Origin of the sequence: Eoetvoesiella sp., assembly GCF_035555955.1 — a bacterium.
Lineage (GTDB): Bacteria > Pseudomonadota > Gammaproteobacteria > Burkholderiales > Burkholderiaceae_B > Eoetvoesia.
Genome location: NZ_DATMGA010000014.1, coordinates 1 through 16132 on the forward strand (window position 1 = coordinate 1; position 16132 = coordinate 16132).

Sequence of the window (16132 nt, forward strand, 5' to 3'; positions counted from 1 at the left end):
AGGGATTCGTCGCGCAGGTTCTCGAACATGCCGCCCTGGACGATGCCGAACAGGGCGTTAGGGTTGCCCAGTTGGTCGAACGCCTCGCGCGAGCGCCGCGCCCAGCGCAGCGACATGCGCATCGAGCGGGCGGCCTCGTCGGCGGTGGCCGGGCGGCCGTCGATGGCGTAGGGCGTGCATTCGTCGAACACCATGGCAATGTCGGAATTGAGCGCGCGCTGGATGCGCATGGATTCCTCGGGCGTCAGGAAGAGCCGCGCGCCGTCGATGGGCGAAGCGAACTTCACGCCTTCCTCGGTGATTTTGCGCAGGCCGTTCAGGCTGAAGACCTGGAAGCCGCCCGAATCGGTCAGTATGGGCTTGTCCCACTGCATGAAGCCGTGCAGGCCGCCGTGCTTTTCCATGACCTCGGTGCCGGGACGCAGCCACAGGTGGAAGGTGTTGCCCAGGATGATCTGCGCGCCTATTTCTTTTAGCTCGTGCGGCAGCATGGCCTTGACGCTGCCATAGGTGCCCACAGGCATGAAGATGGGGGTTTCCACCACGCCGTGGTTGAGCGTGACGCGGCCGCGGCGGGCCGCGCCGTCGGTGGCCAGGAGTTCGAATTGCAGTCCGGTCATGGGCGGGAAGGTTCTATGAACATGGCATCGCCGTAGCTGAAGAAGCGATACCTGGATTGAATGGCATGCGCGTAGGCGCGTCGTATAGGTTCCATGCCGGCCAGCGCCGAAACCAGCATGAGCAGCGTGGACTTGGGCAGGTGGAAGTTGGTGATCAGCGCGTCGACGTAGGCGAATTTATAACCCGGCGTAATGAAGAGGCGGGTATCGCCCTCGAGCGGGCCGGTCTGGTCGGGCTGCTGGGCCGCGGCCTCGAGGGCGCGCACGCTGGTCGTGCCTACGGCCACTACGCGCCGGCCGGCCGCGCGCGTGGCGCGGATGAGGTCCAGGGTCTCGGCCGACACTGAATAGCGTTCCGAATGCATGTGGTGCTCGTCCAGGTTTTCCACTCGCACCGGCTGGAAGGTGCCGGCGCCCACGTGCAGGGTCACGAAGGTTTGCCGGATGCCTCGGGCCGACAGCGTGTCCAGCATGGCCTGGTCGAAATGCAGCCCCGCCGTCGGCGCGGCGACGGCGCCGGGCTGGTGTGCGTAAATGGTTTGGTAGCGCTCGTCGTCTTCCTGCCCCGCCTCGTGCGTAATATAAGGCGGCAGGGGCGTCGAGCCGTGCTCGTCCAGCAGGTCCAGGACGCGGCCGGGAAACTCCAGCTCGAACAGCTCGCCTTCGCGGCCCAGGACCGTGGCCTCGAAGGCATCCGCCACGCGTATGCGGGAGCCGGCCTTGGGCGATTTGCTGGCGCGCACGTGGGCCAGCGCCGTATGGGGCTGCGTAATGCGTTCGATCAGAATCTCGACCTTGCCGCCGCTGTCCTTCTGGCCGTGCAGGCGCGCCTTGATGACCCGCGTGTCGTTGAACACCAGTAGGTCCCCGGGGTTCAACAGGCTGGGCAGCTCCGCGAACATCTTGTCGTGCGGCTCTCCCTGGCCGTCCAGGTGCAGCAGACGGCTGGCGCCACGCTGGGCGGGAGGCGACTGGGCGATGAGCTCGGGGGGCAGGTGGTAGTCGAACTGGGACAGCAGGAGCGAAGGGTTCACGCGGTGATCTTGGGTTGGGCGGGCGCCACGGGCGCGGCCGGGATGGAGAGGGTTTGGCGGTATTTTAAGCCGTCATCGTGAATTTTTGCTTGACGCCCTCCGCAAAGCAGGCGTCTTTCGGTATGCTCATGGTTTGCCAAGGAGGGCGATGGGCGGATGCGCCAGAGCCGTTTTCCGGGCGGGGTCGAGCCCTGGCGGGGAACGCCAGGCGCACGAGAGGCGGTGTCCGGCTATTGTCGGGTTTGGCGGTCAACAGCGGAGTCGGTGTCGAAATGGTTTCATGCAGGCGGGGCGATAGGGCGTTTGGCAAGATGGGGCGCGGGCTGCGCAGTTTGCTGCTGGGGGCGGCATGCGCGGCGGCGCTGCACATGGCTTCGGCGGCGGCGCAGGGCCTGCCCGCCGAACTGCAAAAGGCGTTCCAGGCGGCCCATCTGCCCGAAAGCTCCATGTCGCTGGTGGTGCAGGAAATCGGCGGGCCCAGGCTGGTGTCCATCAATCCGGCGGAGCCGCGCAATCCGGCTTCCGTCATGAAAATGGTAACCACCTGGTCGGGGCTTTCCGGCCTGGGGCCGGAATACCGCTGGCGCACCGCCATGTACGCCCGCAACGGGGCCAGCGTGGATGCGCAGGGCTCGCTGCGCGGCCCGCTGTACCTGAAGGCGGGGGGCGACCCCTTCCTGACCATGGCCGATCTTTGGTCCCTGCTGCGCGAGCTGCGCTTGCGCGGCATCAAGAATCTGCCCGAGGTGGTGGTCGACCGGACCATGTTCGGCGCCGTGGCCACCGATCCGGGCGAGTTCGACGATGCTCCCGACCGGCCGTACAACGCCAGCCCCGACGCCATGATGGTGAACCTGGGCGCGGTGCGCCTGTTGTTCGAGCCCGATACCTCGGCCCGCAAGTGGATACCCATCATCGATCCGCCCTTGGCGGGCGTGAAGGTCAGCGGCGACATCGCCTGGAGCAATGCCCGCTGCCCGGGCTCGCCCTCGGTAGGCACCAACGTCGTGCATACGGGCAGCGACGTCACCATCCAGGTCAGCGGCACCGCGGCCGGATCCTGCGGCGAGTTCAGCGTGTACCGCCTGGCCTTGTCGCAGCCGGATAATTTCTCGGCCTTGTTCCAGATGCTGTGGAAGGAGCTTGGCGGCACATTGGGCAAGGGCATTGTCCCGGGCAAGGTTCCCGCCTCGGCGCAGATCGTGGCCTGGCACGACTCGGAAACCCTGGCCGACACCATCCGCCAGATCAACAAGCAAAGCAACAACGTCATGGCCCGCACTCTGCTGCTGACCCTGGGAGCCGAGAAGAACGGGGCTGGCGCGACGCCGCAGACCGGCGCAAGCGCCGCCATGGCCTTGTTGCGTGCCCAGGGAGTCGATACCGGGGGCTGGACCATTGTGAACGGGGCGGGGCTGGCGCGCGGCTCCCGCCTGACCGCGCAGGGGCTGGCGGGCATGCTGGACGTGGCCTGGCATTCCTCCCTGATGCCCGAGTTCGTCTCGTCGCTGGCGATTTCGGGCGTGGACGGCACGGTCAGGCGCCGCCTGCGCGGCGACGACGTGCGGGGCATGGCGCATCTGAAAACCGGCACGCTGCGCGATAGCCGCGCGCTGGCCGGCTATGTGCTGGGCGCCAGCGGCAAGCGTTATATTGTGGTCAGCCTGGTCAACGACGAACGCTCGGCGGCCATCCGGCCCTTCGACGACGCGCTGATCACCTGGCTGGCCGAGCGCTAGCGCGGAGCGGGCGGCCGGAGGGATTCGTCCCGGGCTTCCCTGTAGACTATTCGGCTGCGCACTGTGCATGCGAACGGCCGTGCGCGCATAACAACACCCCATAAGCAGGACTATGCCATGCCCATACACGAAATCCGCCACCCGCTCATCCGCCACAAGCTGGGCCTGATGCGCCGGGGCGACCTGAGCACCAAGAATTTCCGCGAAATGGCCCAGGAGGTCGCGGCCTTGCTGACGTACGAAGCGACCAAGGACCTGCCCCTGGAGCCCTACCATATCCAGGGCTGGTGCGGCGACATCGAAGTCGAGAAACTGGCTGGCAAGAAAGTGACGGTCGTGCCCATCTTGCGGGCCGGCATCGGCATGCTGGACGGCGTTCTCATGCTGGTGCCGGGCGCCAAGGTCAGCGCCGTGGGCATTGCCCGCAACGAAGAAACGCTGCAGGCGCATACCTACCTGGAACGCCTGGTGGGTGGGCTGGACCAGCGGCTGGCCCTCATCATCGACCCCATGCTGGCGACCGGCGGTTCCATGGTGGCAGCCATCGACATGCTCAAGAAGGCCGGCAGCCGCAATATCCGGGCGCTGGTGCTGGTTGCCGCGCCTCCCGGCATCCAGGCCGTCCAGGAAAAGCACCCCGACGTGCACATCTATACGGCTTCCATCGACAGCCATCTGGATGAAAACGGATACATCGTTCCGGGTCTGGGCGATGCGGGCGACCGGATCTTCGGCACGCGCCAGAAGGTCGAGTAGGGCAGGGCCAACTGGCTGGAGCGGCCCGGCGGCCCGGCTTCACGTTTGCTCATACTTTCTAAAGTTTTGTGTGGCGCATCGCGTCCCGGCGGACTACGATGAAATTTCTCGATTGTTCCTGGATGGGTATGAATGGGTAAGATTGCAATGTTCGCGGCAAGCATGGCGCCGGGCAGCCGCCTGGCGGCAAGTGTGGGGGCCTTGCTCTTATCCATGGTTCTGGCGGCGCCCGCCACGGCGGGCATTTGCAGCGCGCCCTTCATGCATGACGGCGGCCAGGCGCAGCTGAGCGGTTCGGGGGCGTTGGCCATGGCGGCGAACCTGGCGTTTTCCAACGTCAGCAAGCAGGGCGCCGACAATTGCGAGGCCCGCGTCGTGGGCGATACGTCCATAGGCCTCATGGGCATGCCGCCCAGCACGTCCAAGCTGGATTATTGGCTGACCGTGCGCAACGGCAAGGCCAGCTTCGAGCGCCGCGAGGCCGACGGAAGCCGTTCTCCCGTCAATGGCAAGTTCGACCTGCGCATGCTCGGCCTGTTCGCCTATGGCACGCCGGTTTCCAGGCAGGGCCAGACTTTTCCCGCCCTGAAGTTCCAGATCAACGTCGACCGCAAGGCCGTGCAGGCCGACCCCATCGTCGTCAGAACCGGCGAGAAAACGGTCGGGGCCCGCAAGACCATACAGACGGCGTCCGGCAGCCAGGCCTGCTGGCCCATAAGCTATACGCGCGTCATCGAAGCCACCCGCGCTTCGTTCAACGGCCTGGTCCTGCCGATTCCCGCCATGACGTCGGCGGTCACCGACTGGTTCTGCCCCGCGCTGAACATGGTGATGAAGCAGGAAAGCGTGCAAAATGGAGTCAGCTCCACCGTGGAGGTAACGCGAATTCAGTAATGCCTTGATTTGCAGCAAAACTTTTTCATGTGAATCAGCTAGTATGAGCTTATCCGGCAACCGGGTAATTTACGGTCAACTTCCTTTAAAAGGGGATGCAAAATGGCAAAAATCGACACGCAAGCCAACGAAGATGAATTCATCGAAAACGTCAAGGAAAGCCTGGACGACGCCGAAAAGCTGCTGCGCGAAGCCGCCGATGCAACCGGCGAGAAGGCCAGCGAACTGCGCGAGCGCGCCATGAAGTCGCTGCGCCGCACGCGTGAGGCGTTGTACGACACGCAGGACGCCCTGATGGCGAAAGGCCGCCGCGCCGCCCGCGTCACCGACGACTACGTGCACGACAATCCCTGGCAGGCCATCGGGGTGGCAGGGTTGACGGGCCTGCTGGTGGGCATGCTCATCAGCCGCCGATAGCCGGGCCTTCCATGGCGCTCAGGCAATCGGTCGGCGATACCGCGGCCACGCTCCTGGCCGTGGTGCGCACGCGGCTCGAGCTGTTTTCCCTGGAGGCCTCCGAGCAAAAGGTCCGCCTCGTCAAGGTATTGGGCATGGCTTTTGCCGCGCTGCTGTTTCTTGCGCTGGCGCTGCTGGTGTTTTCCATTGCCGTGGCCTTGTACTTCTGGCCGACCGAGCAGCGCTACATTGCGCTGGGCGTGCTGGCCCTTTTGTATGCGGCGGCGGGCCTGGGCTTTTTCTGGGCCGTGCGGCGTGCCCTGTTGTTCGAACCCATGCCGTTCGCCGTGACGCTCAACGAGCTCAAGCGCGACATGAGCCTTATCGAGCGCCTGGGCGATTCGCTGCAAACCAGCGAGAACCGACCGCGCAAGGACGGCCTATGAAAAAGGCGCTGAACGGCGAAGAGCGCGCAGCCCGCATCGAGTTGCTGCGGGCCCGCGCCGCCATCGAAAGGCATAATCTGGCGCGCAGCGTCCACGAGCTGAAGGCATCGCTGGCGCCCAAAACCCTTTTCAGGGAGGCTTTGCCGGCTTTCGCCGGCAGCCGGCCTGTTGATTGGGCGCTAAGCGGCCTGAGCTTCGTGCGCCGCTATCCCTTTTTGCTGTCGGGGGTCTCGGCCATTCTTGGCGGCCGGCGTTCGCGCCTGCGCTGGGTCAAGGTGGCGGCGGGCCTGCTGGTGGGCTGGCAGCTTTCGCGCCATTTGAACCGGCCCGACGACAGTTCCGCGGGCTCTTAGGAACGCGGCCGGCAGAAAGCCGCCCGGGCGCTGCAACGCCGCTTGTTGCGCACAGCCGGGGGCGCTTATGGCCTGCCGGTGCCGGCCTGTTCAACTGCCGTCATAGTCCCAGCTCGCCCCACATGGTGTCGACCTTGGCTTTGACTTGTGGATCCATGTGTATGGGCGTGCCCCATTCGCGCTGGGTCTCGCCGGGCCATTTATTGGTGGCGTCCATGCCCATCTTGCCGCCCAGGCCCGACACGGGCGAGGCAAAATCCAGGTAGTCGATGGGCGTGTTTTCCACCAGCACGGTGTCGCGCACCGGGTCCATGCGGGTCGTCATGGCCCAGACCACCTCCTGCCAGTTGCGCGGGTCCACGTCATGGTCGACGACCACGATGAATTTGGTGTACATGAACTGGCGCAGAATGCTCCATAGCCCGAACATGACGCGCTTGGCATGGCCGGCGTATTGCTTGCGCATGGAAACGACCGCCATGCGGTAGCTGCAGCCCTCGGGGGGCAGGTAGAAATCCACGATCTCGGGTAGTTGCCGCTTGAGCAGGGGAACGAAGACCTCGTTCAGCGCCACCCCGAGGACGGCGGGCTCGTCGGGTGGCTTGCCGGTATAGGTGCTGTGGTACAGGGGGTTGCGGCGCATGGTGATGCGGTCGACCGTAAACACAGGAAACCAGTCTTGTTCGTTGTAATAGCCGGTATGGTCGCCGTAGGGCCCTTCCAGCGCCATTTCGTAGTCGCGGCTGGCGGGGCCCGGCGAACCTTCTGGAATGGCCGGCGCCTGCGCCCGCGGGTCGCCGTCCGGAAGAATATGGCCTTCGAGCACGATCTCGGCGCTGGCGGGCACAGACAGCGTGCTGCCCAGGGCCTTGGCGACCTGGGTGCGCGAACCGCGCAGCAGGCCGGCGAACTGGTATTCGGACAGGCTGTCGGGCACGGGGGTGACGGCGCCCAGAATGGTGGCGGGGTCGGCGCCCAGCGCGACGGCAATGGGAAACGGCTGCCCCGGGTTGGCCAGGGCGTAATCGCGGAAATCGAGCGCGCCGCCCCGGTGCGACAGCCAGCGCATGATGAGCTTGTTGCGCCCGATGAGCTGCTGGCGGTAAATGCCCAGGTTCTGGCGGCGGGCATTGGGCCCCCGCGTAATGACCAGGCCCCAGGTAAGCAGGGGGGCGACATCGCCCGGCCAGCAGTATTGCAAGGGCAGGGCGCCGAGGTCGACGTCGTCGCCCTCCAGGACGATTTCCTGGCAGGCCGGGCTTTTGATGGACTTCGGGCTCATGTCCCACAAGGCTGATTTCAGCATGGAAACCTTGGCGAAGGCATCGCGAAGCCCATGCGGCGCTTCGGGTTCCCGCAAGGTTGCCAGCAGTTCGCCGATATCGCGCAGGGCGCCGACGTCGTCGGCGCCCATGCCCATGGCGACGCGCCTGGGTGTGCCGAAGAGGTTGGTCAGAACCGGCATGGCAGCGGCGGCGCCGTTGTGGGTGGCTCCCTCGAACAGCAAGGCGGGGCCGCCGGCGCGCAGCACCCGGTCGCTGATCTCGGTCATTTCAAGGCGCGTCGATACGGGGGCGGCAAGGCGCTTTACCTCGCCCTGGCTTTCGAGCTGGGCGAGAAAGTCTCGCAGGTCACGGTATTTCAAGGAAAGCTCGCTTAGTGTGCGTTGGGTGGATCCGAATGCCCACACGGTGCCTGGGCTGGCCGAGCCGCGCATCAGAACCTGGCCCTTGTCAGGGAGACCGCGTTGATGAGGGTCGGCAGGCCCCAGCCGGGTTTTTCGTGTAAAAGGCTGTCTAAGGTTAACATCGACTATCGTTATTTTAATTGGGTATGCATTAATGGCCGACAGGAGTTCGGAAAATCTGATCAAGCGTTCCTTGCGCACCGCCCGGCACCAGTTGGGCGAGGTCGTGCATGTGGCGGCCGTTTACCTGGGCATCGCCGCGCTGGTCACGATTGTTCTGGGCGTTACCGTGCCGTCGCTGCGCGAACAGTCCAGGCAGATGCACGAGGCGCTTCTGGCCAGCCTGCGTCCTGTGTCGCTGCAGGACGATGACGCGCTGACCAGCTACGACCAGGATCTGGCGGGGGTTCCGCAGGAGCCGCTTTCGCCGGGGGGGGCCGCCGGGAACGAGACGGAGTCCGGGGCATCGGGGATGCAGGCCGCCGCCGCGGCGGGCGAGGGGGTCAAGGCAGCCGTGGGCGCAACCGCCTCGCCAAGCCGGCGCGGCCTGGCGCCGATTTTGCCGCGCGGCAACGAGGTCTTGCAGATTCCGGGCGTTACGCGAGCTCAGGCGCAGGCCCTGCGCAGCTATATCGCCCGCAAGTACAAAATCGCGCGCAGCGTGGCCGGCGTGCTGGTGAAAACCGCGTTTTCCGTAGGCAAGGAACTGAACCTCGATCCGCAGCTGCTGCTGGCCGTCATCGCCATCGAGTCGCGCTACAACCCTTATGCGGAAAGCCATGTGGGCGCCCAGGGGCTGATGCAGGTCATGGCCGACGTGCACAAGGACAAGTTCGCGCGTTATGGCAATGCGGCCGATGCGGCCATCAATCCCATCGTCAATATCCGCGTCGGCTCGCAGATCCTGGCCGATTGCATCAAGCGGCGCGGCTCGGTCCAGGCCGGCCTGGCCTGCTACGTGGGCGCTTCGGGGGCCGACGACAACGGCTACGGCAACAAAGTGCTGGCCGAGCGCCGGCGCATCGCCCTGGCGTCGGGCATTCCGCTGCGCTGATAGCTTTCGCCCGGCCGGCTTATGTGGCTTGCCGCGTGCGTGGAAGGGCGCGGATCGGGAGCCGGTGTCGCCGCCCGCGCTGGCCCGCCCCTAGGCCAGCTTCGCCAGAAAACCTTCCATCCGGCTTACGGCTTCCTGCAGCCGATCCAGGCCGGTGGCGTACGAGAAGCGCATGGTGTGGCGGGCATGGGCCGGTCCGAAGTCGCGCCCCGGCACCGCCGCCACGCTGGCTTCGTGCAGCAACTGATGGGAAAACGCGTCGCTGTCGCCGCTATAGCGGCTGATGTCGGCGTAGATGTAGAAAGCGCCGTCGGGCGCCACCGGCACATGCAGGCCCAGGCGCTCGAATTCCGGCAGCAGGTAGTCGCGCCGCTGCTTGAACGACAGGCGCCGGTTTTCGTAGATGCGCATGACGTCGGGTTCGAAGCAGGACACCGCCGCATGCTGGGCCAGGGTCGGGGCGCAGATGGCCAGGCTGGCGGCCAGTTTTTCGATGGCCGGGATCATGTCGGCCGGCGCGATCAGCCATCCCAGCCGCCATCCCGTCATGTGGAAGTACTTGGAAAAGCTGTTGATGATGACGATGTCGTCGTCGATGGTCAGCGCGCTGCGCGGGACGTCGCCGTAGTACAGGCCCAGGTAGATTTCATCCATGATGATGAAACCGCCGCGCTGCCGCACCTCGGCCACCAGTTCCTTCAGGTCTTCGTAGGCGATGGTGGTGCCGGTTGGGTTGCTGGGCGAGGCGATGAGCACGCCGCGGGTGGCCGGCCCCCAATGCTCGCGGATGTGCCGGGCGGAAAGCTGGAAGCGCTGTTCGGCCGAGCAGGGAATGAGGCGGGGAATGCCGCCCGCGCCCAGGATGAAGTTCTGGTTGGCGGGGTACGAGGGGTCCGGCATCAGGATCTCGTCGCCGGGGTTGATCAGGGCCATGGTGGCCAGCAGCAGGGCGCCTGATGCGCCGCTGGTGATGATGACCCGCTCCGGATCGACCTGGGCGGAAAAATGGTCTTTGTAGTAGAGTGCGATGGCTTCGCGCAACACGGCCAGACCGGCCGGCGAGGTATAGCCGCTGAGGCTGGCCTTTGCCGCGCGGGCCAGGGTCTCGACCACTTGCGGGGGCGCCGTGAAATCGGGTTCGCCGATTCCCAGGCTGATGACGTCGCGCCCCAGCGCGTTGAGCTGGTTGGCTTGTTTGAAGACTTCCACAGCGTAGAATGGCACCACATGATCGGTGCGTGAAGCAAGGCGGGACATAGGCAGGGTTGGCAATGTTGCAACGAAACATGCATTGTAGAGCCGTTGCGGCGCCGCTTCCGTGTTTTGTTGCCGGCAGGGCATGCACTGTGGCGTATTGGCATAGCCTTTGCCGCGCGCCGGTATCGTTGGTCTTAATGGATGGTGGTCATGCAGTTTTCCTCTCGCCGCGCGTTCCTCATGGGGCGCCGCACGTCGAAAAGCCCGTGGGCGGCCTTCTGCCAGGGCCTGCAGCGCCGGGTGGCGGGCAGTTTCCTCGATTACGGCCTGTCCGACGGAGTCGGCAGCGCCCGGCTTACCCCGTTGAATGCCGCCGACCTGCACCATGCGCGCGCGCTGTGCGCCGAACATGGCGTGGTGCTGGCGCTGGACGGCGTCAACCAGGCCGCCAGCCAGTCGCATCAATCCGTGCTGTGGGTAGAGCTGGGAAGCCATCTGACGCAATGCCAGCGTCTGCCCAACGATGCCTCGAAGTGGTTCGTGCAGCCGGGCTGCCTGCTTGGAGACCTGGAAGCGGCCGGGCTCAAGGAGTTTGCCGGACTGCCCGGCTATCTGACGGTGGCGGCGTGGTTGGCCGACCGCTCGTTGCAGGCCTGGGAATCGGGCGCCACGCATCGGTCGGGCGTTGCGCATGCCTGCGTCCTGCTGGCCGACGGCACCCAGGCCACGCTGGGGCCCTTCGGCGAGCACAATCGCCAGCCGCTGGACGGCCTGGCGCTGCAAACACTGGTTTCCGGGCTTTTCACGCTGACGGGCTCCACCGAGGCCCAGGCCTGCCGCCAGGAGCCGCATTGGTCGGCGCGCTACCGCCTGGATGCGCTGATGCCGCAACCGGGCCATACCGTCAATCTCTCGCACCTGCTGCTGGGCCATGGCGGCGACCTGGGCTGGCTGGAATGGGTCGTGCTGGACGAAGCGGCGCTGTCCGAGGCGGCCGCTCCGGATCCCATGGGTTTTTCGCTGGGCCGCCAGGCGCCTCACGACGTGTTGTGGGCGCAGGCCATCGAGCTGGACGTCCGGGTCAAGGCGCTGTTCGATCCGAGCGACGTTTTCCCGCACCCCGGGCAGGATCTTTGATTCTTGCCGTATTCCCATGACCGGAAGGACACGACGAGATAGAATGACTACCTATTTCACTTTCTTACTGTAGAAGTCACCATGGACGAGAATCTTCGCAAAGCCGCGCTCGAGTATCACGAGTCGGGGCGCCCCGGAAAAATTGCGGTCACGCCAACCAAGCAGCTTTCCAATCAACGGGATCTGGCGCTGGCCTATTCGCCGGGGGTGGCCGCGGCGTGCGAAGAAATCGTCAGCGATCCGCAAAATGCATTCCGCTTCACCGGCCGGGGCAACCTGGTCGGCGTCATCACCAACGGCACGGCGGTGCTGGGCCTGGGCAATATCGGCCCGCTGGCTTCCAAGCCTGTCATGGAGGGCAAGGCCGTCCTGTTCAAGAAGTTCTCCGGGCTGGACGTTTTCGACATCGAAATCAACGAGACCGATCCCGACAAGCTGGTTGACATCATCGCCGGCCTCGAGCCGACCTTTGGCGGCATCAACCTGGAAGATATCAAGGCGCCTGAATGCTTCACGGTTGAACGCAAGCTGCGCGAACGCCTGAAGATTCCCGTCTTTCACGATGACCAGCACGGCACGGCCATTTGCGTGGCATCGGCTTTCCTCAGCGGGCTGAAGGTGGCCGGCAAGGACATCAAGTCCGTCAAGCTGGCGGTATCGGGGGCGGGCGCGGCCGCGCTGGCCTGTCTGGACCTGCTGGTCGACCTGGGCCTGCCCATCGAGCACATCTGGGTGTCCGACATCGAGGGTGTGGTCTACAAGGGCCGCACCGTGCTCATGGACCCCGAAAAATCGCGTTTCGCGCAAGACACGCCGGCCCGCAAGCTGGCCGAAATCGTCGATGGCGCCGATGTCTTCCTGGGCCTGTCGGCCGGCGGCGTGCTGAAGCCCGAAATGGTTGCAACCATGGCCGCCCGGCCGGTCATCCTGGCCCTGGCCAATCCGTCGCCCGAGATCCTGCCCGAAGACGCCCACGCGGTGCGCGACGACATCATCATGGCGACGGGGCGTTCCGACTACCCCAACCAGGTCAACAACGTCCTGTGCTTCCCGTACATTTTCCGCGGCGCGCTCGACGTCGGCGCCACCACCATCACCCGTGGCATGGAAAAGGCGGCCGTCAATGCCATCTCGCAATTGGCCCAGGAAGAGCAGAACGACGTGGTTGCCGCCGCCTACGGCACCTACGGCGTGTCGTTCGGGCCTGAATACCTCATTCCCAAGCCCTTCGATCCGCGCCTCATCGTGCGCATTGCGCCCGCCGTGGCGCGCGCGGCCATGGACGACGGCGTGGCCACCCGCCCGCTCAAGGATTTCGGCGCCTACGCCGAAGAACTGCAGCAGTTCATGTACCGCTCGGGTTCGTTCATGAAGCCCCTGTTCTCCACCGCCAAGTCCATGGTTCGCGAGGGCGGCAAGTCGCGCATCGTGTTCAGCGAAGGCGAGGACGAGCGCGTCCTGCGGGCGGTGCAGATCGTCGTCGACGAAAAACTCGCCCGGCCCATCCTCATCGGCCGGCCTTCGGTGCTGGCCGATCGCATCAAGAAGTTCGGCCTGCGCATCCGCCTCGACGAGGACGTGGACGTCACCAATCCCGACTACGACGAGCGTTTCCATCAGTACTGGACCACGTACTGGGAAATCATGTGCCGCCGGGGCATCAGCAAGGAAATGGCGCGCGTCGAAATGCGCCGGCGCCTTACGCTGATCGGCGCCATGATGGTGCATCTGGGCGATGCCGACGGCATGATATGCGGCACCGTCGGCGCCTATCAGGATCATCTGCGCTTTGTCGACCAGGTGCTGGGCAAGGCCCCGGGCGTCAAGACATACGGCGCCATGAACATCCTGCTGCTGGCCGAGCGCACCATCGCCCTGGCCGATACCCACGTCAACGACAATCCCTCCGCCGAGGAAATCGCCGAAATCACCATCCAGGCGGCCGCTGAAATGCGCCGTCTGAATATCGAACCCAAGATCGCCTTGCTGTCGCGCTCCAATTTCGGCACCGACAGTTCGTCGTCGGGCCCCAAGATGCGCGAGGCGCTGCGTCTCATCCGCGCCCAGGCTCCCGAGCTCGAGGTCGACGGCGAGATGCACGGCGATTGCGCGCTCGACGAAGCCCTGCGCGAACGCATCCTGCCCTCCACCACGCTCAAGGGCGCGGCCAACCTGCTCATCTGCCCCAACGTGGACGCCGGCAATATCGCCTACAACCTGCTCAAGACGGGGGCGGGCGGCAATGTGGCGGTCGGCCCCTTCCTGCTTGGCCTGAATGCGCCCGTGCATATCCTGACTTCAAGCTCCACCGTACGGCGCATCGTGAACATGGCCGCGCTGACCGTGCTTGACGCCAATATGCCGCGCAACAACTCCTAGGGCCTATGGACGCCCGGAAGCCGTCGATAGGCCTGATCCTTACAGGAGGCGGAGCGCGGGCCGCCTATCAGGTCGGCGTGCTGTCGGGGGTGCTGGATATCCTCGACCCGCAGCACAGCCATGGCTTTCCCAATCCATTCCCCATTATCTGCGGCACCTCTGCCGGCGCCATCAACGCGGCGGCGCTGGCCTGCCGTGCCAATGCTCCGCACGAGGCCGCCGAGCGGCTGCGTTATCTATGGGAAAACATCCACACCGACATGGTGTACCGGGCCGATCCCGCCTCGTTGTTCCGGAACGGCCTGCAGTGGCTGAGCATGCTGGCGCTGGGCTGGGCGCTGCCCACGCGCCGGGGCCAGCAGCCGCATTCCCTGCTCGACAACCAGCCTCTGAGCGAGCTATTGAGCAAGTCGCTGGATTTCGGCCGGCTGGGCCAGAACCTGGAGCGCGGCTGCCTGGAGGCGCTGGCTATCACCGCAGCGGCCTACATCAGCGGCGAGCATCTTATCTTCTACCAGTCCAATACGCCGCTGCTGCCCTGGACGCGCTCGCTCCGGCGCGCGATTCCCAGCCGCATCGGCGTCGACCACCTGCTGGCGTCCAGCGCCATTCCCTTCGTCTTTCCGGCGCAGGCCCTTCTGGTGCAAGGGGCCTGCGAGTGGTGCGGCGACGGATCCATGCGGCAATTGGCGCCGCTCAGCCCGGCCATCCACCTGGGGGCCACCAAGGTGTTCGTCATCGGCACCGGGCATCGGGACGATACGCATGCCGAGTCGCGCCGGCTGGATTCTCCTTATCCCAGCCTGGCGCAAATCAGCGGCAACGCTTTATCGAACATTTTCCTGGATGGGCTGTCTATGGATGTAGAGCGGCTCGAACGCATCAACGAGCTTTTATATTTGCTGCCTTCGGATACCATGCAGTCCCAGTCGCTACGGCCGATCACCACGTTCGCCATCACGCCCAGCCGCTCGCTGGACGAACTGGCTCTCGAGCATCTGGACGAAATGCCCCGGGCGGCCCGTACACTTTTTCGCGTTCTCGGTGTATCGTCGGGTTCGGGCACTGAAACAGGAGGGGCGCTGGTATCGTATTTATTGTTTGAAGCCAGTTACACACAGGCATTGATTCAGTTGGGAAGAACCGACAGCATGAAACGTACGGAAGAAGTCAAAGCGTTTTTCAAGGAGACGCAATAATGACCCAGGCACAGGCGTTGCAAAAAAAAATGCAGAAAGGCGGTTTACTGGATGCTTCCCGGACTCACAAGGACGAGGCCTTTGAGCATGCTCAGGAATTGGGCATGACGGCTTTCAGCGTCGAGTGCGATCGCGCGCGCAGCCGCTCGGCGGTTCTCCGGGCCATCGTCAAGGCCATCGACTACCCCGAGTTCTTCGGCAGCGATCTCGACGCTTTGTACGACTGCCTTTGCGACACCGTGCTCGACCAGAAAGGCGGGTTGTTCCTGTGGTTTCATAACCTGCACTCCGGCGATCCCGCCCTGGCCGACGATGCGCAGGCCATCGTCAGCGTTTGCGAGGACGTGGCCGAATTCGCCAGGAACAATGGGCGCTGCTTTGCCTTTGCCGTCGAGCACGCCGGCAAGCATCCCGACCCCGAACCCGGAGTGGCGCCAACGCCATACTCGGGCGGCGAAGCCGAATAGGCAGTAGTCGAAATAGGGCGGCCTGGCTGGTCAGATCCAGCGTTTCAGGGCGGATACGGCCGAAATCAGCGCCAGCCCGGCGGTCTCCGTGCGTAGAACACGGTTGCCGAACCGAACCGGCAGGATCGGCTGGCGGGCGGCCTCGGCCTGTTCCTCGTCGGACCAGCCGCCTTCGGGCCCCACCAGCAGGGCGATGGGGCCTTGGCTTGCCGATAGCGCGGCTTCCAGGGTTTGCGGCGCCTCGGGCTGGCACAGCAAGGTCAGCTGTTCCGCGTGGTTGGCCTGGGCCAGATACTCCCGCAGCGAAACCGGCGCGTCGACGGCCATGATGCGGTTGCGGCCGCACTGTTCGCTGGCCGATTGCGCAATGCGCCGCCAATGGAGCAGGCGCTTGGCCAGGCGCTCGGCGTTCAACTGCAGCACGCTGCGCTGGGCGGCGATAGGGCTTATCCGGACGGCGCCCAGTTCCACGGCTTTTTCCACGACCCAGTCCATTTTGTCGCCCGAAGGCAGGCCTTGCACCAGGCGGATTTCGCCCGGCAGTTCCGCTTCGACGGCCTGGTGGGCACCGGTCCGGGCATAGCCTTTTTTGCCTTCGGCGATCAATTGAGCCGGGTACTGGCCGCCCAGGCCGTCGAACAGCACGATGGCCGAGCCGGGCTTCAGGCGCAGCACGCGCAAGGCGTGATGGGCGAGTTCCTGCGGCAATTCGATGAGCTGGTCGGCATGCAATGGAACAGGGCAGAAGAAGCGAGGTGCGGCCATATGCGGGTC

16 protein-coding genes are annotated in these 16132 nt (G+C 65.1%); 11 read left to right on the top strand and 5 right to left on the bottom strand.

The features are described from left to right. On the bottom strand, positions 1 to 620 hold a 620-nt coding region (locus VNT00_RS03380), incomplete at its 3' end, for a tRNA guanosine(34) transglycosylase Tgt (RefSeq protein ID WP_325584521.1). Beyond that, positions 617 to 1654, bottom strand: a complete 1038-nt coding sequence (gene queA / locus VNT00_RS03385) for a tRNA preQ1(34) S-adenosylmethionine ribosyltransferase-isomerase QueA (protein ID WP_325584523.1) — start codon at positions 1652 to 1654, stop codon at positions 617 to 619. The genes queA and VNT00_RS03380, both read right to left, overlap by 4 nt. 272 nt (positions 1655 to 1926) lie before the next feature. On the opposite strand from queA, the gene dacB reads away from it, so the two are divergent. The 6 genes from dacB (at position 1927) to VNT00_RS03415 (ending at position 6238) form a co-directional block, all read left to right on the top strand. Beyond that, positions 1927 to 3393, top strand: a complete 1467-nt coding sequence (dacB, locus tag VNT00_RS03390; protein ID WP_414650876.1) for a D-alanyl-D-alanine carboxypeptidase/D-alanyl-D-alanine endopeptidase — start codon at positions 1927 to 1929, stop codon at positions 3391 to 3393. Positions 3394 to 3510: 117 nt separating this feature from the next. Beyond that, on the top strand, positions 3511 to 4149 hold the full coding sequence (gene upp, locus VNT00_RS03395) for a uracil phosphoribosyltransferase (protein WP_325584525.1): 639 nt from the start codon (positions 3511 to 3513) through the stop codon (positions 4147 to 4149). 132 nt (positions 4150 to 4281) lie between these two features. Then, positions 4282 to 5043 carry a hypothetical protein gene (locus tag VNT00_RS03400; protein WP_414650877.1) on the top strand — a complete coding sequence of 254 codons (762 nt, stop codon included), beginning with the start codon at positions 4282 to 4284 and terminating at the stop codon, positions 5041 to 5043. Between the two features lie 102 nt (positions 5044 to 5145). Continuing rightward, a complete protein-coding gene (locus VNT00_RS03405) occupies positions 5146 to 5460 on the top strand; it encodes an ElaB/YgaM/YqjD family protein (RefSeq protein WP_325584527.1) in 315 nt (104 codons plus the stop codon). Between the two features lie 11 nt (positions 5461 to 5471). Further along, the gene (locus tag VNT00_RS03410; RefSeq protein ID WP_325584529.1) at positions 5472 to 5885 is read left to right on the top strand and encodes a phage holin family protein; all 414 of its coding nucleotides are present in this window, start codon (positions 5472 to 5474) and stop codon (positions 5883 to 5885) included. Further along, a complete protein-coding gene (locus VNT00_RS03415; protein WP_325584531.1) occupies positions 5882 to 6238 on the top strand; it encodes a hypothetical protein in 357 nt (118 codons plus the stop codon). The genes VNT00_RS03410 and VNT00_RS03415 overlap by 4 nt, the downstream gene beginning before the upstream one ends. Before the next feature lie 100 nt (positions 6239 to 6338). Here VNT00_RS03415 and VNT00_RS03420 read toward each other — a convergent pair whose 3' ends face one another. Continuing rightward, complete coding sequence (locus VNT00_RS03420) at positions 6339 to 7883, bottom strand: UbiD family decarboxylase (protein ID WP_325584533.1); 1545 nt, start codon at positions 7881 to 7883, stop codon at positions 6339 to 6341. A gap of 196 nt (positions 7884 to 8079) precedes the next feature. On the opposite strand from VNT00_RS03420, the gene VNT00_RS03425 reads away from it, so the two are divergent. Further along, the gene (locus VNT00_RS03425; protein WP_325584535.1) at positions 8080 to 8979 is read left to right on the top strand and encodes a lytic transglycosylase domain-containing protein; all 900 of its coding nucleotides are present in this window, start codon (positions 8080 to 8082) and stop codon (positions 8977 to 8979) included. A 90-nt stretch (positions 8980 to 9069) separates the two neighbouring features. Here the strand turns inward: VNT00_RS03425 and VNT00_RS03430 are convergent, their stop codons facing one another. Beyond that, complete coding sequence (locus VNT00_RS03430) at positions 9070 to 10236, bottom strand: pyridoxal phosphate-dependent aminotransferase (protein ID WP_325584537.1); 1167 nt, start codon at positions 10234 to 10236, stop codon at positions 9070 to 9072. A gap of 150 nt (positions 10237 to 10386) precedes the next feature. Between VNT00_RS03430 and VNT00_RS03435 the strand changes: the two genes are divergently transcribed. From VNT00_RS03435 to VNT00_RS03450, 4 genes are all read left to right on the top strand, one after another. Then, positions 10387 to 11313, top strand: a complete 927-nt coding sequence (locus VNT00_RS03435; RefSeq protein ID WP_325584539.1) for a hypothetical protein — start codon at positions 10387 to 10389, stop codon at positions 11311 to 11313. Positions 11314 to 11394: 81 nt separating this feature from the next. Next, on the top strand, positions 11395 to 13692 hold the full coding sequence (locus VNT00_RS03440; protein ID WP_325584541.1) for an NADP-dependent malic enzyme: 2298 nt from the start codon (positions 11395 to 11397) through the stop codon (positions 13690 to 13692). 5 nt (positions 13693 to 13697) lie between these two features. Then, positions 13698 to 14891 (top strand): patatin-like phospholipase family protein, encoded by a 1194-nt coding sequence (locus VNT00_RS03445; protein ID WP_325584543.1) that lies wholly within the window; start codon positions 13698 to 13700, stop codon positions 14889 to 14891. Continuing rightward, positions 14891 to 15358 carry a barstar family protein gene (locus VNT00_RS03450; RefSeq protein WP_325584545.1) on the top strand — a complete coding sequence of 156 codons (468 nt, stop codon included), beginning with the start codon at positions 14891 to 14893 and terminating at the stop codon, positions 15356 to 15358. The genes VNT00_RS03445 and VNT00_RS03450 overlap by 1 nt, the downstream gene beginning before the upstream one ends. A gap of 30 nt (positions 15359 to 15388) precedes the next feature. Here VNT00_RS03450 and VNT00_RS03455 read toward each other — a convergent pair whose 3' ends face one another. Further along, entirely contained in the window at positions 15389 to 16123 is a 735-nt protein-coding gene (locus tag VNT00_RS03455) for a 16S rRNA (uracil(1498)-N(3))-methyltransferase (RefSeq protein WP_325584547.1), read from the bottom strand. Positions 16124 to 16132 lie beyond the last annotated feature (9 nt).

Bases quoted from the DNA above. Each gene is read 5' to 3' on its own strand.
- dacB (WP_414650876.1), top strand. From the start codon at position 1,927: ATGGTTTCATGCAGGCGGGGCGATAGGGCGTTTGGCAAGATGGGGCGC.
- upp (WP_325584525.1), top strand. From the start codon at position 3,511: ATGCCCATACACGAAATCCGCCACCCGCTCATCCGCCACAAGCTGGGC.
- VNT00_RS03400 (WP_414650877.1), top strand. From the start codon at position 4,282: ATGGGTAAGATTGCAATGTTCGCGGCAAGCATGGCGCCGGGCAGCCGC.
- VNT00_RS03405 (WP_325584527.1), top strand. From the start codon at position 5,146: ATGGCAAAAATCGACACGCAAGCCAACGAAGATGAATTCATCGAAAAC.
- VNT00_RS03410 (WP_325584529.1), top strand. From the start codon at position 5,472: ATGGCGCTCAGGCAATCGGTCGGCGATACCGCGGCCACGCTCCTGGCC.
- VNT00_RS03415 (WP_325584531.1), top strand. From the start codon at position 5,882: ATGAAAAAGGCGCTGAACGGCGAAGAGCGCGCAGCCCGCATCGAGTTG.
- VNT00_RS03425 (WP_325584535.1), top strand. From the start codon at position 8,080: ATGGCCGACAGGAGTTCGGAAAATCTGATCAAGCGTTCCTTGCGCACC.
- VNT00_RS03430 (WP_325584537.1), bottom strand. From the start codon at position 10,236: ATGTCCCGCCTTGCTTCACGCACCGATCATGTGGTGCCATTCTACGCT.
- VNT00_RS03435 (WP_325584539.1), top strand. From the start codon at position 10,387: ATGCAGTTTTCCTCTCGCCGCGCGTTCCTCATGGGGCGCCGCACGTCG.
- VNT00_RS03440 (WP_325584541.1), top strand. From the start codon at position 11,395: ATGGACGAGAATCTTCGCAAAGCCGCGCTCGAGTATCACGAGTCGGGG.
- VNT00_RS03445 (WP_325584543.1), top strand. From the start codon at position 13,698: ATGGACGCCCGGAAGCCGTCGATAGGCCTGATCCTTACAGGAGGCGGA.
- VNT00_RS03450 (WP_325584545.1), top strand. From the start codon at position 14,891: ATGACCCAGGCACAGGCGTTGCAAAAAAAAATGCAGAAAGGCGGTTTA.
- VNT00_RS03455 (WP_325584547.1), bottom strand. From the start codon at position 16,123: ATGGCCGCACCTCGCTTCTTCTGCCCTGTTCCATTGCATGCCGACCAG.